Consider the following 22,156-nt stretch of genomic DNA (forward strand, 5'->3'; position numbering starts at 1 on the left):
ATATGGAGGCTTATTTGTAGATTAATAGGAGTAATATTTTCCTTTAACCAAGTCTTTATATATTAGCTCATAAGATTGAGCTTTTGATGACAAATTAACTCTAGGAATATTATAACTTGAAGGATTAACGTTACTTGAAAAACGATAATCCGGCTCAAATGTATTCACTTCATTAATGTCTACATTTCCAGACTCGCTCACGACTAAATCAAATACGTACCACATATCATCAACTCCATCACTTGGTGGAGTAAATATATAACGCCTATCGTTAACGATGAGCTCAACTTTAGCTGTATCAGTATCTATATCAGGAGTTTGAGAATAATTATGTACTTTATAAGTATAAGTGCCAGGTAAAGCAAATTCTGGAATTGAAATGACCTCAGGACCATAGCTTGTCACATCGTCGACATCCAAAAACATAACGACATCGTTTACAACAATTTCTCTATTTATATAATAAATGTGAAACTGCCCACCATCACTATTTGATGGGCCCCATAAATGAGAGTCCAAATCTGAAGGAGTTAAACCCCAATTTAACTTTATTCTTGTAAGCGCTTCATTTAAAACGATGCACTCGCCTAAGTTTAAATCTACATCTGTTGTTTCTATAGAAGAAGTTCGACTTTGAGCACCAACTGTAGATGAAATTAAAACAGTACTATTCATTTTAGTAGGTATCGAAAACATACCATTTTCGTCTGTTACTGCCGAAGACGAGCCTATATAGTCACGCCCCTCTGAGTTTACCTGCGCTCCTGCAATACGGTTTTGCTCTTCATCTTCAATACAGCCATTTATAAATACTGTATCGTAGATTCTATCTGCATTCCACGTTGTAAAATGAGACACCATACCCGTATAGAAGTTACCTTGAGAGTTTGATATTAATTCAGCTTCACCTTCTTCAGCCCAAAACCCAGTATTCTCATTAAAGTAATATAATGGGATTGTCGGCTCAAGTTGCCCTACAGCTGGGATATTAATTTTAGCTTGTGCATTTTCTATTAAATTAAGATCCAATCCATCAGTATCTTTAAACGTAACTGTAATTGCACCAAATGATTCTATTGGTTTGATCTCTCCGTTTTCACTTTTAGTAATCATATCGCCTGGCATAAGATTAATATCTATCGCTGGATTTATGATAGTTAACTCGGCATTCACAATCCCTGTGACCAATGTACCATCTGGTCTTACCAAACTATTAGCTGGTAATTCAACTAAAACAGTATCCTCTACCGAAAGCTGCGTCTCTACTGTTGGGTCAAATGACAGTTCTGCATGAACAGGTTGCAGTAATATATTGTTGGCTAAGTTTATTTGGTTTTCGTTTAAACCAATACCCATCTCAGCAAAGCCTTCAGCATCACTGATAACAGACATACGGGATGTCATATCTATATCTTGTACAGAAAATGAAACGATACCATCTTGATTAGATACTGCCTCGTCAACGATTTCATCTCCATTTGTTAAATAAGCTGTCGCATTTTCAATCACATCTTCAGTGTAATAGTTTTTAATCACCGCTGAAATATTTAAAAAGTATTGCTCGTCAAGTGTAAACGATGTTGTCGAAGGGACAGAACCATCTTCTCCACCATCGCTTACACTAACTGTCACTACGTAGGAAGACGTTTCAGAAGCGCTAGCTGCATATGTCAATAAGCCTGTTTGATCAATATTCATACCTTCAGGCGCTGAGGTTAGAGTAAAGTTTAGATCACCGTACTCAGCAGTATCATCAGGGTCGGTTACATTAATTTGAAAAGTAAAATTATCTCCGCTTTTAACCACCTGATTTGCTACTTCAGTTAGTACCGGTGAATCATTTACAGGGGTAACTTCAATCTCAAAAGACTGCAATACGCTATCATTTACACCATCATTTACTGCTGCAACTACATTTCCTGAGCTTACTACTCCTTCAGTGGGTACCCACTGAATAGAACCATCACTAGAAATAGTCATACCCTCAGGGGCAGAATTCAATGAATAAGTTAAATTACTGTCATCATCTTGTACTACTAAGTCATAGGTATATTGTGTATCTTCTGTTGCCGTAATAACAGCCTGAGAGGTGATAACTGGTACGCTATTTACACCTACAACCGCCGTTTCACTGTCAGAATCTGATGAGCCACATGCAGTTAATACACTTATAAGAGGTAGAACAAGGAGAGGTTTAAGTTTAAATTGATTTTCCATTATATTTCCCTATATTTATCAACGGTTAGAATAATAAGTATAAAGCACTAAAAACACAACAAAAATATAACATTTGTAACTAGGTATCTAATCTTTATAATTTTTAAATCTAACACTAACCATGGATTCATGTTTAATTTAGACTAATAAATAGAAAGATTAAAATCAGCTATTAGAAAGATAAGAATTTAAATTTTTACTATTTTCATAACTGTTTATACGAGCACGTATGGCAAGACAATGCGCGGCGCCACTCAAACTCACCGACACCATGACGCTGATTAATAAATTTACCAGCGACTACAAAGTAATTTTTGTGGACGATGCTACTATGGGCCCATACGAAATAGCCTACCCCGGCGGCTCGGTAGAGCACTACAATGAAGAGCCCGGCAGTGCATGGTTACAACGAATTACCAATCACTTCGATAAAGTAGCCTGGCTCAACCCACAACCGGTTGAACACTGGCCGTACTATCAATCAATTGATTTTATAAAGCAGCTGATGGACAACAGAATGTACCCGCTGAGTTTAGATGGAATAAGTAACGCGATAAAAGAGCTGAGTTAGATATTAATTTACCTCAGCTCAGCGCTAGCGGCGGGGCTTCAGGCGTGAACCTATAGCGTTGTTGGGTGACGCCTTTGGCTTAACCAACCTACCTTTGACGTAGGTCGGATAAGTGGCGAAGCCACGCCATCCGACGATAATGATGAATAAACTAGAAACAACCCGACTTACCGCGTTAATGGAAAATATAAAAAAATTCAGCAATATTTATTATTACTTGCTAATAAACTTACACATTCCTAACCCTAAACCATCGCCATCACGCTTTACATAACCATATTGAGTATAAAAGCTTTCTTTACCATTAGCGCTTAATAAAGCTATTGTCGCGCTATTAGAGCATGTGTTGCTTAGGTAGTTTTCAATATGGGTCATAACTAAATGACCAATGCCTTGCTTTTGATAACTTGGCGCAACAATTACATCTTGAATATAAAAATACATTGCGCCATCACCAACCACTCTGCCAGTGCCTATTAAATTATCCGTGTCGTATACAGTGACCCAAAACAGTGAGTTTTCGATACTTGCTTTTAATGTTTTATCGTCAGGGTTTTGCCACTTTACTTGTGTACGTAAATTAGCAAATTCATCCTGTGCTGGAGCTTTCAGTTCAACGTTATAAACCATAATATCCCCTACTCACTTTAAAGCACTTTACTCATAAACAAGCTATACGGATCTTGCTCATAATTCCCAAATGGTTCGCATTTTTTAAAACCAAACTGAGTGTAAAGCTTTTGCGCGGGTAAAAACGCCTTTGCAGTGCCCGTTTCTAAACTTAACTTTTTATACCCTAGCAGTGTTGCTTGCTCAATAATATGCGTGAGTAACTTAGCGGCTATGCCTTGGCGTAAATAGTTGCTTGAGGTGCGCATTGATTTAATTTCGCCATGCGTTGTATTTAGTGCTTTTAAAGCACCAACACCCGCTAAATTATTATCAATCCATAAGCTATAAAAAGTTATATCAGGCTTTGTGAGTTTAGTTACATCCAGCGCATGTACGCTTTCAACAGGTGAGTGTTTTAGCATATCGTTATGATGCGCTTGTAGTAACTTTATAATGTGTGGGTTTGAAAGCGCGTCTGTTCTAATATCCATTTACACCCCATTTAATCCTTGAATTTAATGCTTAGGGCTTTAATTAAAGCCCTAAAGCAAATAGCTATATTTAGGCTGCTAGCTTCCACACCACAAACGCAACAGCAAAACCAACCAAGTACACTAAGCCTAACCAGGTTAAGCTGCGCAATAGTACGCTGTGTTTAATGGCCGGCTCTGAGCGCACTAAACTAAAGTTAAGCCATGCAAAAACGGGGGTGGTGACAAAAGCAAGTGTCATGGCAAAGGTAAGCATTGGCCCCAGGGCCGATTTAAAAAATAAAATAACTGCCATACCGGCAAAGGCCTGCAGTACTAACCAAATATTTAAACTGTGTTTAGATTGCTTAAAACCAAGTAATTTATGTGACTCGTTAAGTGTACGTGCGTAGCCATCAAGAACGGTGAGTGTAGTGCCAAACATACATAAAAAAGCAATGGCTGATACAAGCGGCCTTGCCCACTCGCCAATAGTCAGTGCATACATATCAATAAGCTGTTTAGCAAAGGCAACACCGCCAAGCTCAATACTGCTGCTTTGCCCGTATTGCACCAGCACACCTAAGCTAAAAAATACCAATGCTAAACAGGCTGTTAGCCAATAGCCTACGTTAAAATCGAATAAGCCTTGGCTTTTAGTAACCGTTTGCTGAGTTTGTTTTTCTTTAAGCCATAGCGAGCTAAGGGCTGAAATTTCAATGGGTGCTGGCATCCAGCCCATTAACGCGACCATAAAGCTCAGCATAGCCAACTCGTAAGGTGATGGGCCAATATAGTCAGCAGGAGCCATTGGGCCATTACTAAACGCGATAACCAGCGCAATAACAGTAGCAAGCGTTAATAGCCCCATAATGCCTTTAGCAACGCTGTCGAGCGCTTTAAAGTGCCCAAGTAATAAAATAGCTAAACACACGCCGAGCAATATCCAACACAGTAGCGTGACTTCTATCACTATTGGCAGCGCATAATGCAGCAAGCTTGCAGTCAGTAATAACACCCCTGCGGTATTAACTATGGCGGCCAGTATATTTAAGCCAATAAAACTATAAAAATAGACAGGGCCTTTATTTTTATAACCTTCTACTAAACTGTTTTTGGTTGCTAGGGTGTATTCCATACCAAAGCGAAAAAATGGGTACTTTAATACGTTAACAACGAGAATTAGCCAAAACAGTTGCCAGCCAAATAGCGCGCCAGCTTGAGTAGATGCAACTAAGTGAGAGCCGCCAATTGCTGCGGTTGCCATTAAGATACCAGGGCCTAGTGCGCCCAATCGAGATTTCCAAGAGGTGTGTGTTTGCTGCATTAACTTCTCAAATTATGTGTGTTATTCGCTCTGGTTATTAATTTTCATAATTAATAACACCGAAGGCTGCATAACTTACCTAAATTAAAGGCAATAAAAAAGAGCCGTAAGGCTCTTTTTTATAGTACTTTGGGACTAAATCTTATTTTAGTTCCATCTCTTGGATGATTTCGTGCGCTATCTCTGGCGTTGTGCTTACAGGCTTTTCGTGTAAATTTGCTTTTATTTGCCCTTTTCGATGTTTTAGTGCTGCATCGAGTTTTTTAGCTGCGCTTGCAATCGCCGGGTACATAACTTCGTTTTCCCCTTTTACCGATATACGCGCACCTTCGTAATTTGTGCTAATTTCTGCTTGGATTTTGTGATGCTCTTTAGACAATATAATGTCGAGTGCGATAAGTGATGGAAAGTGGCTCTCGATTTTTGAAAACTTTTCGTTGATATGCTCTCTAATAGAGTTAGTAACGTCTACATGGTGACCAGAAAGATTAATTTTCATAGGGTATCCTTTTATTTGTTACCTCATAAATAGTATTGGGGGCTATTTAGATTAACACAAGGAAAAAGCACTGATTTTTGAAATTAATTTGTTACTTAAACTGATTTAAATTATAAGTTGTGCAAAGTTTATGCAAAGCCCATAAAGTATGGGCTTTCAGACGTCTAGCCTTTAGCGTTTAGTCTGTGTACGAACAGCAATAGTCAGCAAAATCACTCACTTTTACTTTAAAGCTCACATTGGCATCAACATTAAATGATTCGCCTGCGATAAATGTTTTCCACTGCGTTTCTCCAGGTAATAAAATGTCCCACTGGCCGCCTAATAGCTCCATTAATTCTTTTTTACTGGTGTCAAATACAAATTCACCTGGTTGCATAAAACCTAGCGTTTTGGTTGTGCCATCGTTAAATACCACGGTACGGCTTGATACTTTACCGTCAAAATACACGTTCGCTTTTTTAATTACGCTTACATTTTCAAACTGAGACATCCTCACTCCTGTTGTATTATTTTATTTAATCGGCCACCACCTTGCCTGATAGGTCATAGCCTTGCAAGAAAAGCGCTGTGAAAATTACTCATCTGAAATTAAAACTCAAAAGGCTTTAAGCCAAAAAAGTACTACGTATTTCAAGCAGTGTGATTCAAGTATCTTAAGGCTACTACGCCACTTTATAACTCAGTTAGCAAACAAAAAAGCCCGCCCTGTTTTACACAGGGCGGGCTTTTAAATATTAAAGCTAACTATTAAAACAGTTCGTTTGCTTTATTTACAATGTTCTCTACTGTAAAGCCAAAGTGCTCAAACAGCTCACCAGCAGGTGCCGACTCACCAAAGGTAGTCATACCTACTACTGCGCCATTTAGGCCCACGTACTTGTACCAGTAATCAGCAATACCTGCTTCTACTGCTACGCGGCGTGTAACGGCTGCCGGTAGTACGCTTTCTTTGTACTGTGCGCTTTGCTCTTCAAATACATCAGTACATGGCATAGATACAACACGTACCTTTTTACCTTGGCTGCGTAGCTCTGTTGCAGAGTCTTGTGCTAGTTGCACCTCAGAACCTGTTGCCATAATAATTAGCTCTGGCTCGCCGTCACAGCTAAGGATGTAACCACCCTTTTTAACATCTGCTAATTGCTGAGCGTCACGCGCTTGTTGCTCAAGACCTTGGCGAGTAAAGATAAGTGACGTAGGACCGTCTTTACGCTCAATAGCTTGTTGCCATGCAATTGCCGACTCAACTTGGTCACACGGGCGCCAGTTGTATAAGTTTGGCGTTAAACGCATGCTCGCAATTTGCTCTACCGGTTGGTGAGTTGGACCATCTTCACCTAGGCCGATTGAATCGTGCGTGTAAACAAAAATGCTTGGTTGCTTCATTAGTGCAGCCATACGTACCGCATTTTTTGCGTATTCAACAAACATTAAGAACGTTGCACCGTAAGGAATAAAGCCTTTATGAAGGGCAATACCATTCATAATTGCCGACATACCAAACTCACGTACACCGTAGTAAACGTAGTTACCGCTTGCATCGTCTGCAGTTAGCCCTTTAGAGCCATCCCAAATTGTTAAGTTTGAGCCAGCTAAATCGGCTGAGCCACCCATGAATTCTGGTAATAACGGGCCAAATGCATTTAATGCATTTTGCGACGCTTTACGAGATGCAGGATTTGCAGGGTTTGCTTGTAGTTGCTCTATGTATGCTTGAGATTTTTCAGCCCAATCGCCTGGAAGTTCGTTGTTAATACGGCGCTTATATTCAGCTGCAAGCTCTGGGTATGCTTTTGCGTATGCTGCAAATTTTTCGTCCCAGCTAGATTCAAGCTGTTGACCTTTTTCTTTGCTATCCCACTGTGCGTAAATATCATCAGGGATTTCAAATGCACCACCAGACCAGCCTAAAAATTCGCGAGACGCTGTAATTTCGTCATCACCTAATGGCGCGCCGTGACAATCGTGGCTACCAGATTTATTAGGTGAACCGTAACCAATCACTGTTTTACAACAAATTAGTGATGGTTTGTCAGTAACACTTTGAGCCTCTGCTATTGCAGCACTAACAGCATCGCTGTCGTGGCCATCAACGTCACTTATTACATGCCAGCCGTATGCTTTAAAGCGTGCCGGTGTATCGTCGCTAAACCAACCTTCTACTTCACCATCGATTGAAATACCGTTGTCATCCCAAAAAGCCACTAACTTGCCAAGGCCTAATGTGCCAGCAAGTGAACATGCTTCATGAGAAATACCTTCCATTAAACAACCATCACCCATAAATGCATACGTGTAGTGATCAACAATGTCGTGGCCTTCACGGTTAAATTGTGCAGCAAGCGCTTTTTCAGCAATCGCCATACCTACCGCGTTTGTGATCCCCTGACCTAGTGGGCCCGTAGTAGTTTCAATTCCTGGTGCATAACCGTACTCAGGATGGCCTGGCGTTTTAGAATGCATTTGACGGAAGTTTTTAATTTCATCAAGTGGTAAGTCGTAACCAGTTAGGTGCAATAGAGAATAGATAAGCATTGAACCGTGGCCATTTGAAAGAATAAATCTGTCACGGTCAGCCCACTCTGGATTAGTTGGATTATGCTTTAGATAATCGCGCCATAATACTTCTGCGATATCGGCCATGCCCATTGGGGCTCCAGGGTGGCCAGATTTGGCCTTTTGTACTGCGTCCATTGACAAGACGCGAATAGCATTTGCAAGTTCTTTGCGAGATGGCATGAATTCTCCTACCTTTATGTGTATTTGCGCGGGTACTTATGTGTTCGTTAATACCCTTAAGTAACTTAAGAGCTGTTATAGCAACCATTCTTACTTAATGTAGGTGCAGTGTGCAATTAAAAACCCTATAAAAATGGGCTATTATGAATATTTTTTAAGACCAAAAAGTTATTACTCATTTTATTTAGACGTCTAGGCGTAAAAACACTATGCAAGGTGTTTTGTTTTAGATAAAATACGCCCCTTAATTTTTTAGCGCTAATACCGACGTTTGTGAAGCGCAATATTTGTGAGCAGAAATACAATGGCAAAACATTTATTTACTTCTGAATCTGTTTCTGAAGGTCATCCGGATAAAATCGCCGATCAAATCTCTGATGCGGTACTTGATGCTATCCTAGAGCAAGACTCTCATGCCCGTGTTGCGTGCGAAACTTACGTAAAAACCGGTATGGTTATGGTTGGTGGTGAAATTACCACTAGCGCATGGGTTGATATTGAAGAAATTACACGTAAAACAGTACGTGAAATTGGCTACACGCATTCAGACATGGGTTTCGATGCAGACTCGTGTGCAATTTTAAACACAATTGGTAAGCAGTCTCCTGATATTAACCAAGGTGTTGACCGTACTAGCCCAGAAGAACAAGGTGCTGGCGACCAAGGCCTTATGTTTGGTTATGCATGTAATGAAACAGAAGTACTAATGCCTGCGCCAATTACTTACTCACACCGTTTAGTACAGCGCCAAGCGCAAGTACGTAAAAGCGGCGAGCTTAACTGGTTACGCCCAGATGCAAAATCTCAAGTAACTTTTGCATACGAAAACGGCAAGCCAGTAGGTATTGATGCAGTTGTGCTTTCTACTCAGCACGCAGAAGAAATTTCGCAAAATGACTTAGTAGAAGCCGTGATGGAAACCATCATTAAGCCAGTACTTCCTGCCGAGCTTATTACTAGCGCGACTAAATTTTTCATTAACCCAACGGGTCGCTTTGTAATTGGCGGACCAATGGGCGACTGTGGTTTAACGGGTCGTAAAATCATCGTAGATACATACGGTGGTATGGCACGTCACGGTGGTGGTGCTTTCTCAGGTAAAGATCCATCAAAAGTTGACCGCTCAGCTGCATACGCTGCACGTTACGTAGCTAAAAACGTAGTGGCTGCAGGCCTTGCTGATAAGTGTGAGCTACAAGTATCTTACGCAATTGGTGTAGCAGAGCCTACCTCTATCAGCGTTGAAACCTTTGGTACAAGCAAGCTTGAAGAAGGTCGTTTAATTGAGCTTATTCGTGAGCACTTTGACCTACGCCCTTACGGCTTAATTCAAATGCTTGATTTAGAGCGTCCAATTTACCAACCAACAGCGGCATACGGTCACTTTGGTCGTGACGAATTCCCATGGGAACGTACAGATAAAGCAGACGCACTTCGCGCAGCTGCTGGCCTATAAGCCAAAATGCATTAAATAATAAACGGCCCTTTTAAGGGCCGTTTTTATATCTAAAGCAAAGACTAATTATGCGCTTTATATCAATTGCATTAATTTAGTTGTTTATGATAGCACCCAAAAAATAGTGCAATAACAAAGCAATTTACGGCGTACAGTTATTTTATATAAATAATTTTAACGCAGTCAGTGCGCTATTTAATACGCTAAACTAATCGTGTTTTGAATTAAATTGGTATTAGCTAGCCCTCGAATTTCGCACGGTTTTAGGTATATACTCTTTGTATAATAAAAGCTTAAGGGATAAGTAAATGGCCAATAATTTTCGCGTTATGTTTGTAGGACTCGCCGAGGGCACTGAGGCTAAAACGGCCTGCGTAAATTTAGCAAGTAAGCTAAAAACGTCTGAAGATAAAGTAACTCAGTTTTTTAATGGCAAAGCACTCTTTGCACCTAGCAATAAAGACAAAGCCTTAAAGCAGGCCAAATTACTGGCAAGCCTAGGCATTAAAAGTAAGTTACAAGCCACTGGTGAGCTACCCACTCAAAGCCCTAGCGCAGCTAGTCAGCGTGATGAACGGATTTTTGATGCCCTTGATTACATAACGAGCAGCCTGATCCGCCTAGAAGAAAAGCTAGAAGAGCTAGAACAAAGGCTTCCAACCAATGAGCTAAAAAGCCCTACAGACGAAAGCGATGACTGGCAAGAAGATGAGCTTATGCTTGACGAGCAGCTCGATGAACCTGTTAAAACGCGTAGCAATATTTTGTTATATTCACTGATTGCCACCGCCGTTTTACTACTTATTGTGCTTGCTGTTTACTTAGCTTTTCCTGATTTAGTGTCTATTTAATCAAAGGTGCGTAATTACAATGAGCAATAAACGTACACACATACGCCAATCTATTCGCCAATTACGCAATAATCTATCAAAAAAACAGCAAGAAAAAGCCGCGGCACAGTTAAAGTTGAATTTTACTCAACAGCTAAATAGCGATAAAACAGCCTCACAAAAACATATAGCCATTTACTTTAGTAACGATGGAGAATTAGATACATCATTGTTAATTAATGAGTTATGGCAACAAGGCCATACCCTTTACTTACCCGTTATACACCCATTTAATGGGGCTACTTTGCTGTTTCAACGCTATGAAAAAAACTCACCCATGAGGGCAAATCGCTATGGTATCTTGGAGCCTAAGCTGAACTGCTCTCAAATATGCCCATTAACTGATTTAGATTACTTACTGATGCCACTTGTAGCATTTGATAATCAAGGTAATCGATTAGGAATGGGGGGTGGATTTTACGATAAAACACTGGCGCAATTACACGCTTACAATTGGCAAAAACCGCAACTTATAGGCTTAGCACATAGCTGCCAAAAAGTAGATGCACTGCCAATTGAATCGTGGGATGTTCCACTTAAAACCATTATTACTCCCGATAAAATTTATCACTGGTAATAAACACCCACTACACATTTGAAATATGAGCATAACAATGACGCAAGACGAATTAAAAAAAGCAGCTGCGTGGGCTGCACTCGAGTTTGTAAAAGAAAACACCATTGTTGGTGTGGGGACAGGCTCTACCGTAAATCATTTTATTGATGCCCTAGGCACAGTAAAAGACACCATAACGGGTGCGGTATCTAGCTCTGAGGCTTCAACAGCGCGTTTACACGCGTTAGGTATTGAAGTGTTTGAGCTAAACGATGTAGATGCTCTTGATGTATACGTAGACGGCGCAGATGAAATTAATGCCCAAAACGAAATGATCAAAGGCGGCGGCGCAGCACTTACCCGCGAAAAAATAGTCGCAGCCGTTGCAAAACAATTTGTTTGTATTGTTGATGACACAAAATTAGTAGATACATTGGGTGATTTTCCGCTTCCGGTAGAAGTTATACCCATGGCACGCAGCTACGTAGCGCGTGAATTATTAAAACTTGGTGGCGACCCTGTGTACCGCCAAGGCGTAGTAACCGATAACGGTAACGTTATTTTAGATGTACACAATTTAAGTATTAGTAATGCCAAACAACTTGAAACACAAATTAATTCAATTGTTGGCGTAGTTACCAACGGCCTATTTGCGATGCGCGGCGCTGATAAAGTGATTATCGGCACTAAAAATGGGCCACAAATTAAATAGGATGAGGTTATGAGTAAGGTATCGTTAGCAAAAGACAAAATTAAAATTCTCTTGCTTGAAGGTGTTCACCAAAGCGCTGTAGAAACGCTTAAACGTAATGGTTACAGCAACATCGACTACGTAAAAACATCGCTACCTGAGGACGAACTTAAAGAGCGTATTAAAGATGTGCACTTTGTAGGGCTTCGTTCTCGTACTCATATTAACCAAGCAGTTTTAGACTCAGCTGAAAAGCTAGTAGCCATTGGTTGTTTTTGTATTGGTACTAACCAAGTTGACTTAAACTCAGCTCGAGAGCGCGGTATTGCAGTATTTAATGCACCGTTTTCAAACACTCGTTCAGTGGCTGAACTTGTACTTGGCGAAATACTATTACTATTACGTGGTATTCCAGAGCGTAATGCAGCAGCGCACCGTGGCGGCTGGTTAAAAACAGCAACCGGCTCGTTTGAAGCGCGCGGTAAAACGCTCGGGATTATTGGTTACGGCCACATAGGTACCCAGCTTGGTATTATGGCTGAAAACATAGGTATGAACGTAGAGTATTACGACATTGAAGATAAGCTCTCTTTAGGTAATGCAACACAAATTCATAACCTAACACAGCTTTTACAGCGCGCTGATATTATTAGTTTACACGTACCAGAAACACCGCAAACTAAAAACCTAATTGGCACAGCAGAACTTGCCGTAATGAAGCAAGGATCAATACTAATTAACGCTTCACGCGGTACTGTAGTGGATATTGATGCACTTGCCGAAGCACTTAGCGAGAAAAAGCTAAGCGGCGCAGCTATTGATGTATTCCCTGTTGAGCCAAAATCTAACGAAGAAGAATTTGTATCGCCACTGCGTGAATTCGACAACGTTATTTTAACGCCGCACATTGGTGGTTCAACCCAAGAAGCGCAAGAAAACATTGGTATTGAAGTAGCCGGTAAATTAGCTAAATACTCAGATAATGGTTCAACTATTACAGCGGTTAACTTCCCTGAGGTTTCGCTACCAGAGCTTGCTAACCGTAGCCGCTTATTGCACGTACACCACAACCGCCCTGGCGTACTTACGCAAATTAACCAAGCATTTGCCCAGCACGGTATTAACATTGCCGCTCAGTACTTACAAACTGATGAATCAATTGGTTATGTAGTTATTGACGTAGATACCGATCAGTCAGAAGTTGCACTTAAAGAGCTAAGTGCAGTAGAAGGTACAATTAGAGCGCGTATTCTTCACTAAGCTATCAGCTAAAATAATAAAAGCCGTACTTGATTAATCAAGTACGGCTTTTTTGTATTAAACTGGCTGGTGAGAGCTGTTCGCTATTACTCGCCTTTAACTTCTAAATTAACAAATTTAACTAGCTCTTCAGGCTGGCCAGCTAACATCATTATTTGCTGGTTTACTTCCATCATGGTTTTACCTTCAGGCAATTTTGCCGATATGCTTAATGAGTTTAAACCTTTGGCAAAATCAGTCAGCGCCTGTGCAATTTCTTCAGTTACGGGAGCTTGCTGTAACTGTTGCTGTAGCGTCATTTGCATTTGCTCAAGCGTCATTCCTTGTTTTTCAAGCTCGCTCACAAATAGCTCTTTTAATTTGCCTTGGTTATTAAGTACTAAATTAATATTTCGTGGCTCAAGCTTACTCATAGCTTGCATAACTAAGGTTTGCTGTTGTAACTCTTGCTCGTACGTAAGCGGCGTGTCACCTGCTTCTTGCTGTGCTTTGCTTATCGCAAGGGATGCGTCCATTAATGCTTTAGAATTGGCAAGGCCTACATCCATATTAAAACTAGCAATATCTTTTGCATCAAGCTTTAAAACTACGTCGCTGTCGCCAGATTGTTCATCGTAATCGAGCGATGAGCTTAAGTCGTAACTTGCAGAGGCAAGCATTTCGTTTGTATCAGCAGGTAGTTTTGCTACAAAGTCTTTATCGAACTGAAAGCTTTTTACTGTAAACGATGTATGTGGCGATATTTTATCGGTTTCGTAACCGGTTACTTCAATACTTTGAATATGCGCTACGTTATCACCTTCAGGGCTAATTACTTCCATGTTAGTAATTTCAACACTTTGAGAAATAACACTTGCCGATAAACCCGCGTATTTAAATGTCGCACCGGTTTGATCGCTCACTAAAGCAAGCTGCTTGTCTACTTCGGTACGTACTTCTTGAGTTGCTACATAGTTTGCGTAGCTAACACCGCCTACGCCAGCTGCAACAATGGCTATGGCTATTACGAGTTTTTTCATGCTATTTCCTTATTTTGTTCTGTATATAAATTGTGTTTGCTCAAGAGTAACATTGCACAGCAGCCGCTGTAAGCGTTAATTAATTAAACTCAGTAACTCGTGCACGGTTTTTACTGGCGTAATTTTAGCCCCTAGTCCTTCCATCGATTTATGGTAATTACGAAACGGGATAAATATTTCAGTAAACCCATGCTGAGCCGCTTCTTTAACCCGTGGTACACCGCTGTCGATTGGGCGCACATCGCCGTTTAAACTAAGCTCTCCCATAATGCAGGTTGTACGCGGTACAACAAACTCGTTTAAGCTGCTTAAAAGCGCAGTTACTAACGCTAAATCAATACAGGTTTCGGTTTCATCGATTCGTAAGCCGCCCACAATATTAAAAAACGTATCGTGAAATATTTTAGTTTTGGTGTGTTTGCGTAAAATACCAGTGAGCATTTTTATTCGGTTCATGTTTAAACCCACGCACACACGCTGCGGAAATTCGGCTTCAGTTTCGGTGGTTAAACATTGAATTTCGAGCAATAAATTACGGTTACCTTTTCGGATACACGTAATAGTAGAGCCTGGTGATTCAGTACTTGATCCCGATAAAAAAATCTCGCTGGGGTTATCAACACTTAGCATGCCGCGTTCGCACATTTTAAAAATGCCTACGGTATCAATATCACCAAAACGGTTTTTGTTAGCTCTAAGCGTACGTACCTGCCCATCATTCGTGTCAATGTGCAATAAGGCATCCACTATATGCACTAATGTTTGCGGCCCTGCAATTTCGTTGTTTTTATTTACATGGGCAATAATAAACATAGTGACATCGTTTTGCTTACAATACTGAGTAAGCGCTTGCGCGGCACTTTTTACTTGCGAAGGCGAACCAGGGCTGCCATTTGCAGTGTCGGTTACAACAGCTTGAATAGAGTCGATAACAGCAAACTTAATTTTATTTTTATCAAGCTCTTCAATAATGGTTTCTACGCTAGTTTCAGAAAGTAAATAAAGCTCATCGGCGTTATAGTTAAGCTTTAAGCGGTTTACACGGTTTTTAAACTGCGACAACGACTCCTCAGCAGTACAATAAAGTGATGGCATACGCTGCGACATTCTGGCTACTAAATCAGATAACAGCGTTGTTTTACCCGCCCCTGGGTCGCCCGATATAATATTAACCGAGCCCGTGGTTACGCCGCCGCTTAGTACACGGTCAAGCTCGCCTATTTCTGTTAGCTGCTTTTCGGCCTCGGTGGTGGCTACATCATCAATTTTTTTAGAGCCGCCACCAATGCCACCTGCATAACCACCAACGGTTGCTCGCGCAGCGGCTTTTTTACTTTGCCCTGCAGAGGGTTTAAATTCTGCCAACGTGTTCCACGCACCACAGCGACACTGACCTTGCCAACGTTGGTAGTTCATACCACACTCTGTACAAACAAATTCTACTTTTGCCGCCTTAGCCATTTATAACCTTACCTACTATTCTTTAATTTAAAATGCATACATTTAGTTGTTTATTTTATCATGGGGAGAACGACATAGCAGCGCTACATTGCTAAAGCCAATCAAGGATCTATATTAGAAACAAACACATGTAATTTTCTCTTTTACTTTAAGTTAGGGCATACTTATTGCTTTTAAATACTTTAAAGTAACTTGCCAACAAATTGGCATTTAACACATAATAACAAGAGTTAAACTGTACTTACACGAAAAATCGTACCTATATTAATAACATAGCACGATGTTACGTTTATTGAATTTTTCAAATAAATGGACTTTACAGTATACCTACTTTTCAATTAGACGGTGACGATTTATAAATGGCTGAAGACATACTGCTCAAACACGAAGACCTCGTAAATGAGCTAAAAACCTATTTAGGTAACGCAAAGTTCGACCTAATTTTCAAATCTAAAACGGCAGGTTTAACAAAGCCTGAGCAGTTTTTAATGAAAATGGAAATGTCGCGCCTATCTCAGCCAGTTGCCCGTTTTGTTGACCTGCGAGGCTTAGTAACAGGCCAAGTTCGCCCGTATGAGCACAATGGTAAACAACACTTTATGGATGACACCGCCATAGAAGTATTTGAGGCAGCCTTAAAACAACACGGCGGTTATACTTTAGCGGTATACGAAGCGGTAATGAATACCGAAAACAACCATCGCGTACTACAAAAACAAGCACAAGAGCAAAGTGATACACAAGTTGAAAACGACACTCTGACTACCAGCGTAATAAAATTTGCCTCTTATGAAAGCCGCTCTGAGGAGCGAATGAACTACTCGATTAAAGTTAAAATTGAGTACAACGATAAGAAAAACATTGCCGCGAGTACCTCAGATATCTCTTTGAGTGGTTGTAAAATTAAGCTTCCTACCCGCCAAACTATAAAAAAAGGGCAGCTAATTGCCATGCGGCTAGTAGGGCTTGAGCAAGATTTTGAGCTAGGCCTTAAAAATGGCATTCAATATGAAGTAGTTGCAGTTGAAAACATATCTCGTGAATATAACCACATTCGTTTAAAGCGTACTTTTATAGAAAAAAATGAAGCATTCGATAATTTTTTAGATAGCTTTATAAACGGTAATAAACGCCGCTATAAAGTGAACTTAGATAACACCCTAGATGCTGTTGTTTCAAAGGGTTATGAGCAATATTATATTCCGCGCGTTACCTCTTTATACGTGTTTTTAAGTAAAAAAGGCGAACAAATTGTTCCTAGTTTAAGCCTAACCACTGAAAATAATATTTTTATTCAGCGCTATTTTACTGATGAACGAAAAGTGCCCTGCTTATATAGCATTTTAAATAATCAACGTATTAGCCAAATGCTTACCCAAGTAAACGCAGTAAAAGAAGATTACTTATATACGTTTACACATGTTTCTGCAGGAAAAACTTATTACTACTCAGCCACGCGTACAGAGCTTAATAACAACCCTAAATTAAGAAACCTGTTTTTAGGGTTTGGTAGCCAAAAAGACAGCTGGCAATGCTTTAAGTTACAAGTTATGCCAAGCCACCCTGATGATTCGTTTATTCCATTATCGTTGCCTAATTCGGCGGGTAAAAACATAGAAAAGCTTAATAAGCCACCTTCTCCAAGAGTGGCAGGCCTTATAAAAGATGTAAAATATATTGCGGTTTTAACCGCCATTGGCAACAGTGAAGAACAAGCGCATTATAAGAAGCATCCCTACGATAGGGCGTTAGTTAACCAGCTTAAACATTTTGGCCACGCTAAGCATAATAAGCCTCCTTATTTAGATATTGTGCCACTAGAGTATGTAAACTTACGCTCTCACAAACGATACTTATATAAAACACCTGCCGAGCTTTCGTTTGAGGATAAGCAGTATCAGGCTCATACTCGGGATTTTTCGGTTATGGGTTTGCAATTAGAGTCAGCCTCGCCGGTTAGCTTTAAAAAAGGCGATATTGTTTTACTGTCTTTCCCCGATTTACAAAAAATAACTAAAAAGCATAATTTAAGTGAGCTTAAATACGAAGTGATGGCAATTAGTAAGTCGTTAACGACCATTAATTTAAAAGCCAACAGAGTTGCTGACTTACCACATGCAGGGGTTAACTTTTTTACCCAATTAATTCAAAGTAATAAAGATAAATTAAAAGTGTCTGAAGAAGCCCCTAAAATAGAAGGCCTTTCTACCGCACTGAGAAATATGGTGACCAAAAGTGTGTGCCAATTCCCGCTTTATTTACATAAAGAAGCAAACCACTTTATTCCAGGAGCCATAGGTTTTGGTTTATATGCCAGCCCAATTCACGTGATTTTACAAAATTTTGGCTTATTAAATAATAAAACTGACCTAAGCCATATTTTAACGCAGCAACAAATTATTGATGTGATCACTCCAAGCATTAAAGATCGTAGCCGACAAGACCCGCCTTTGCCGTTTACACTCGCAATTAATTTTGACCCTAAACAAGATAACATTGAAAAGGCTGTGACGAGCCAATGCGTACTAGGCGAAAACTATTCAAGCTTTAGTGAGCAAATTAGCGCAGGCGTTAAATCTGAGCTGGTATTTGTTATGCGCTTGTACTTATCGCGAACGGGTCGCCCAGATACAGACTACCTATCAAACGAACTTAAATATGTAAGCCAATATGCAATGCACAAAGCAAAAGACATAGAAGAAGCGCTGTGGGCAGTATCTGGGGTGGGTGATATTGTAGATATAACCGACGAAGCGCTTAGCCATTTAGAGTTAGATCAAAAGCAGGTCGCTCAAATGGGCCGCAGAAAGCTGTTATGGTTAAACCGCTTGCGCTAAGCGGCTTAATACCAATCGACTTAAAAGTTTATAGCGTGCTAAATAAAGCGTTAGCGGCGTTATAAATTTCTCATGTAGAACAACTACATGTCGAAATTTATGCCTTGTTATCACGCTATTTATCTGTCGCTCTAAATAACTTAACCCGATTGGTATAACTTATTTTGGTGGTTATTCTCAGGTTACTTCTTTAAGGGAATAGCCAACATATACAACAATTGCAGTAACGAGCCCTGACATATAGCCGCTTGAGCTTGCTCCACCACTTTTGGTTTACCATGTACGGCAACACCTAACCCTGCTTTTTCCATCATTAGCAAATCGTTTGCACCATCGCCAATGGCTACCGTTTGCGTATTTGCTAAGCCCAGCTTTTGCTGCAGTGTTTCTAAAACAACCGCTTTTTGCTGCGCATCAACAATGGCACCAGAGACTTTTCCTGTGAGTTTATTGTTTGCAAATTCAAGCACATTAGCGTGTACTTCATCTAAATTAATCAGCTGCTGCACACGCTCGGCAAAGGGTACAAACCCGCCTGATGCTATAGCAAGATACCAATTATGCTGCTTTAAAATTTGGCATAACGCTTTAATACCTGGCATTAATGGTAAGGTGTTTTTTAAGTCTTCAATTAAGCTTTGCTCTATGCCGGCTAACTTTGCTACACGCTGATTTAAACTTTCGCTAAAATCTAGTTTGCCCGCCATTGCAAGCGCGGTCACCGAAGCCACATCGTCATATACATCTGCTAAACGTGCAATTTCATCAATACACTCTATGGTGATGGCGGTAGAGTCCATATCCATAACCAGCAACCCTGGCTCATATAGGTTAGGTGGCGTTGTAACTTGCACTAGCTGAAAATCAAGCGTGTTTGCAAACTCTCTTAGCGCAAGCGGGTTAATTTTTTGCTCTGCCTCTGGGCTATAAAAACACAGAGCTGGGGCTAACCCTAAGTCGGGCTGATATTGACATACAGCGGTTACTTTAAGCGCGTGCGTTTTTAGAAAGTCGATAATACTCGTTACATGCTTCAGTTCAAAATCGCCCGCAAACGCAATACTAAATAACCCAACGGTTTTATCTGGTATTGTTTGAGCAGGAGTAAAACTCCCTTCTTTGTAATCAAACCATGTGTTTAGCGTTAAAGAATGTAATGCTTGCTCAGCAGCTGGCTGTGCCATGTTCATTTGCGACATGGGTTCTCCGTGTTTGTTATTTATTTTTCTAATTTGGCGTATCAATTAGGGTATTCATAACGCTAAATTCGCCATCGGGGTAGATTTAAGGTTATAGTTAGCGTAGTTGTAACATCAAATCAAAATGCTGTCAGTAGCATATACGGTGACTATGAAAAATAACCATATAAAAAGCCCTTTGTCTGCATCACAAAGAAAGCGAATCGTTCGCTTGTTATTGGCTGCGGGCTGTTTTGTATTACTGAGTTTTGTAGGTGTTAACAGTAGCTTTGAAAGCCACCAACTACTTTATAATAGTGCCGATAATACTGCCAAAAGCTTAACCTCATTTATGGCTCTTAATGCTAAAGAGCCATTGCTTGCTAAAAATAAGCCTCAGCTTAGAGCTTTGTGTAATGATATAAGCAAAGACGAGTTTGTACTTTCAGCCACAATATACGATCAGCAAGGCGTACTTATAGCCAGCAGCGATCACTGGCAATCGCACCATATATTTGGCCAATTGCCAGAGTCCACCCCAGGGATTAGTAAACTAAAAACCCCATTTGTTGAGCCTGTTATAAGCGACATAGATAAGCCTTTAGGCTTTGTATCTATTACTTATTTAACCCGCGCGGCGATATCTGACAGCCACAATCACTTTCATGATTTAGGCAGGCAAGTTTTATTAATGCTAGTAATAGCCTGTATTTTTACATGGCAGCTAGGGCGAGGCCTAAAACGTTGGCAGGTAAATCGCTATATGCAAAAAACCTCAGAGCAAGAATCGTAAAGCTGCTGAACAAGTTCGGCTTTATTACTATTTGGCTTTAAGCTGCATAAAACTTCAAATACAGCAGGAATATGCGCAGGGGTGTTAATTTCTCCCTGATGGCCACTTAATGGCATTGAGGGCGCGTCCGTCTCAAGCACTAAATGCTGCGGTTCTATTTGAGCAATTACATCACGGGTTTTTGCTGCTCGTTCATAAGTAATAACGCCACCTACACCTAATTTAAAGCCCTGTTTAATATAATACTGTGCTTGTTGCATGGAGCCTGAGTATGCATGTATCACGCCGCCATATTTTGGCTTGCAGCGCTTAAACGCATGCGCAATTAAATCATGGCTTTGCCTGTGATGCACAATAAGCGGCAGCTGGAGCTCGTTAGCAAGGGTGATGTGTTGCTCAAATAGGCTGGTTTGTTTTTCAAGGTCATCAATACTTCTATCAAGCCCGCACTCCCCTATTGCCACCAGCTGCTTTTTATTGGCTTTTGCAAAATCGAATAACTGCGCTAAGTGAGCATCTTTATGCTCATCTAAAAAGTAAGGGTGAAGCCCTGCGGCAATATGTACTTGTGGGTATTTAGCTTTAAATTCAATTAGCTGCTGAGATTGCGCCAAGCTAATACCTGGCACAACAAAGCGCTCAACACCTTTAGCCATACACTCTTTTATGAGTGATCCGCGGTTTGCGTCAAACTCAGTAAAATCGAGGTGGCAGTGGGAGTCTATAAACTTCACAGCGTAAACCGGTTAAGGGTTTAAACGTGTTATTTGCCAGCTATTATCGGTTTGGCGCTGATATATAAAGCGGTCGTGTAAACGGTGTGCGCCGCCTTGCCAAAACTCTATTTTAGTAGGCACTACGCAGTAACCGCCCCAAAAATCAGGCAATGGAATTTCACCATTAGCAAATTTACTCTTCATATTGGCAAAGGTTTCCATAAGCACTTTACGCGATGAGACTGGCCTGCTTTGCGCTGAGGCCCATGCTGCTAATTGGCTTTCTTTAGGGCGCGATAAAAAATATTTAGCGACTGCAGCCGTCGGTAATGGTTTTGCCTCACCGTATACAATCACTTGGCGCTCCATATGATGCCACGGAAAATGCAGCGATATTTTGTTATTGCCTTTTAGCTCTTGCGCTTTACGTGAGCCGGTATTAGTAAAAAATACAAACCCGTTATCATCTAAATGTTTTAGCAATACAATACGCTGTGAAGGTTGGCCGGTTTCATCAACCGTTGCTACAACCATGGCCGTTGGGTCTGGGATATTACTGCCCACAGCATGCTCAAGCCAGGTTTCAAATTGTTTGAATGGATCATCTTGCAAGTTATCTTCGCTTAGCGCGTCTTGCAGGTATTCACGGCGGATGTCTTCGAGTTTCATAAACAAATCCTTCTCTGTTTATTAAAGCGTATGTGGGTAAGTAAGGTCAGGCAATTAATAGTAATCAGTAATAAGAACAATTTTATATTTTGGGTTAGTGCTTGGTTAATGTTGGGTTTCGTTTCACTCAACCCAACCTACGGTGCTATCAGCTATCAGCTATCAGCTATCAGCTATCAGCTATCAGCTACA

The 22,156-nt window shown here is 40.6% G+C and carries 19 protein-coding genes and 1 pseudogene; 8 read left to right on the forward strand and 12 right to left on the reverse strand.

What is annotated here, in order from left to right:
* Positions 1 to 21 precede the first annotated feature (21 nt).
* Positions 22 to 2,217, reverse strand: coding sequence for a YfaP family protein (locus PAT01_RS13430; RefSeq protein ID WP_138579000.1), 2,196 nt, complete (start codon positions 2,215 to 2,217; stop codon positions 22 to 24).
* 182 nt (positions 2,218 to 2,399) lie between these two features.
* Between PAT01_RS13430 and PAT01_RS13435 the strand changes: the two are divergent.
* Positions 2,400 to 2,788, forward strand: a pseudogene (locus PAT01_RS13435) (hypothetical protein); the annotation flags it as partial.
* A gap of 213 nt (positions 2,789 to 3,001) precedes the next feature.
* Here the strand turns inward: PAT01_RS13435 and PAT01_RS13440 are convergent.
* The 6 genes from PAT01_RS13440 to tkt form a co-directional block, all read right to left on the reverse strand.
* Positions 3,002 to 3,418 (reverse strand): GNAT family N-acetyltransferase, encoded by a 417-nt coding sequence (locus tag PAT01_RS13440; protein ID WP_154945613.1) that lies wholly within the window; start codon positions 3,416 to 3,418, stop codon positions 3,002 to 3,004.
* Positions 3,419 to 3,435: 17 nt separating this feature from the next.
* A complete protein-coding gene (locus PAT01_RS13445) occupies positions 3,436 to 3,891 on the reverse strand; it encodes a GNAT family N-acetyltransferase (RefSeq protein WP_138578998.1) in 456 nt (151 codons plus the stop codon).
* 70 nt (positions 3,892 to 3,961) lie between these two features.
* Positions 3,962 to 5,197 carry an NRAMP family divalent metal transporter gene (locus PAT01_RS13450; protein WP_031289801.1) on the reverse strand — a complete coding sequence of 412 codons (1,236 nt, stop codon included), beginning with the start codon at positions 5,195 to 5,197 and terminating at the stop codon, positions 3,962 to 3,964.
* 142 nt (positions 5,198 to 5,339) lie between these two features.
* Positions 5,340 to 5,696: a ribosome hibernation-promoting factor, HPF/YfiA family gene (gene hpf / locus PAT01_RS13455; RefSeq protein WP_024033129.1), complete on the reverse strand. Its 357-nt coding sequence runs from the start codon at positions 5,694 to 5,696 to the stop codon at positions 5,340 to 5,342.
* A gap of 178 nt (positions 5,697 to 5,874) precedes the next feature.
* Entirely contained in the window at positions 5,875 to 6,189 is a 315-nt protein-coding gene (ppnP, locus tag PAT01_RS13460) for a pyrimidine/purine nucleoside phosphorylase (protein WP_024033130.1), read from the reverse strand.
* A 257-nt stretch (positions 6,190 to 6,446) separates the two neighbouring features.
* Complete coding sequence (gene tkt / locus PAT01_RS13465; protein WP_154945614.1) at positions 6,447 to 8,438, reverse strand: transketolase; 1,992 nt, start codon at positions 8,436 to 8,438, stop codon at positions 6,447 to 6,449.
* A gap of 304 nt (positions 8,439 to 8,742) precedes the next feature.
* Here tkt and metK point away from each other — a divergent pair, with 304 nt between their 5' ends.
* The 5 genes from metK (at position 8,743) to serA (ending at position 13,291) form a co-directional block, all read left to right on the forward strand.
* Positions 8,743 to 9,894, forward strand: coding sequence for a methionine adenosyltransferase (gene metK, locus PAT01_RS13470; RefSeq protein WP_004586168.1), 1,152 nt, complete (start codon positions 8,743 to 8,745; stop codon positions 9,892 to 9,894).
* A 308-nt stretch (positions 9,895 to 10,202) separates the two neighbouring features.
* On the forward strand, positions 10,203 to 10,745 hold the full coding sequence (locus tag PAT01_RS13475) for a hypothetical protein (protein WP_154945615.1): 543 nt from the start codon (positions 10,203 to 10,205) through the stop codon (positions 10,743 to 10,745).
* A gap of 19 nt (positions 10,746 to 10,764) precedes the next feature.
* A complete protein-coding gene (locus tag PAT01_RS13480) occupies positions 10,765 to 11,361 on the forward strand; it encodes a 5-formyltetrahydrofolate cyclo-ligase (RefSeq protein WP_154945616.1) in 597 nt (198 codons plus the stop codon).
* A gap of 37 nt (positions 11,362 to 11,398) precedes the next feature.
* Complete coding sequence (gene rpiA, locus PAT01_RS13485) at positions 11,399 to 12,052, forward strand: ribose-5-phosphate isomerase RpiA (protein ID WP_004586165.1); 654 nt, start codon at positions 11,399 to 11,401, stop codon at positions 12,050 to 12,052.
* A gap of 9 nt (positions 12,053 to 12,061) precedes the next feature.
* The gene (gene serA / locus PAT01_RS13490) at positions 12,062 to 13,291 is read left to right on the forward strand and encodes a phosphoglycerate dehydrogenase (RefSeq protein WP_004586164.1); all 1,230 of its coding nucleotides are present in this window, start codon (positions 12,062 to 12,064) and stop codon (positions 13,289 to 13,291) included.
* A gap of 86 nt (positions 13,292 to 13,377) precedes the next feature.
* Here the strand turns inward: serA and PAT01_RS13495 are convergent, their stop codons facing one another.
* A complete protein-coding gene (locus tag PAT01_RS13495; protein WP_029774278.1) occupies positions 13,378 to 14,310 on the reverse strand; it encodes a hypothetical protein in 933 nt (310 codons plus the stop codon).
* Between the two features lie 75 nt (positions 14,311 to 14,385).
* Positions 14,386 to 15,771: a DNA repair protein RadA gene (radA, locus tag PAT01_RS13500; RefSeq protein WP_004586161.1), complete on the reverse strand. Its 1,386-nt coding sequence runs from the start codon at positions 15,769 to 15,771 to the stop codon at positions 14,386 to 14,388.
* Between the two features lie 359 nt (positions 15,772 to 16,130).
* Here radA and PAT01_RS13505 point away from each other — a divergent pair, with 359 nt between their 5' ends.
* Positions 16,131 to 18,608 (forward strand): PilZ domain-containing protein, encoded by a 2,478-nt coding sequence (locus PAT01_RS13505; protein ID WP_154945617.1) that lies wholly within the window; start codon positions 16,131 to 16,133, stop codon positions 18,606 to 18,608.
* 182 nt (positions 18,609 to 18,790) lie between these two features.
* Here PAT01_RS13505 and serB read toward each other — a convergent pair whose 3' ends face one another.
* Positions 18,791 to 19,807 (reverse strand): phosphoserine phosphatase SerB, encoded by a 1,017-nt coding sequence (gene serB, locus PAT01_RS13510; RefSeq protein ID WP_096739181.1) that lies wholly within the window; start codon positions 19,805 to 19,807, stop codon positions 18,791 to 18,793.
* A 151-nt stretch (positions 19,808 to 19,958) separates the two neighbouring features.
* Between serB and PAT01_RS13515 the strand changes: the two genes are divergently transcribed.
* Positions 19,959 to 20,579 (forward strand): AhpA/YtjB family protein, encoded by a 621-nt coding sequence (locus PAT01_RS13515; RefSeq protein WP_096739180.1) that lies wholly within the window; start codon positions 19,959 to 19,961, stop codon positions 20,577 to 20,579.
* Here the strand turns inward: PAT01_RS13515 and PAT01_RS13520 are convergent.
* Together PAT01_RS13520 and pdxH are read right to left on the reverse strand one after the other, a co-directional pair.
* On the reverse strand, positions 20,546 to 21,313 hold the full coding sequence (locus PAT01_RS13520; RefSeq protein WP_154945618.1) for a TatD family hydrolase: 768 nt from the start codon (positions 21,311 to 21,313) through the stop codon (positions 20,546 to 20,548). The genes PAT01_RS13515 and PAT01_RS13520 overlap by 34 nt on opposite strands.
* Before the next feature lie 12 nt (positions 21,314 to 21,325).
* The gene (gene pdxH, locus PAT01_RS13525) at positions 21,326 to 21,964 is read right to left on the reverse strand and encodes a pyridoxamine 5'-phosphate oxidase (RefSeq protein ID WP_096739178.1); all 639 of its coding nucleotides are present in this window, start codon (positions 21,962 to 21,964) and stop codon (positions 21,326 to 21,328) included.
* Positions 21,965 to 22,156: the final 192 nt, after the last annotated feature.

The organism is Pseudoalteromonas atlantica, from assembly GCA_007988745.1.
In the GTDB taxonomy this organism is placed as follows: domain Bacteria; phylum Pseudomonadota; class Gammaproteobacteria; order Enterobacterales; family Alteromonadaceae; genus Pseudoalteromonas; species Pseudoalteromonas atlantica.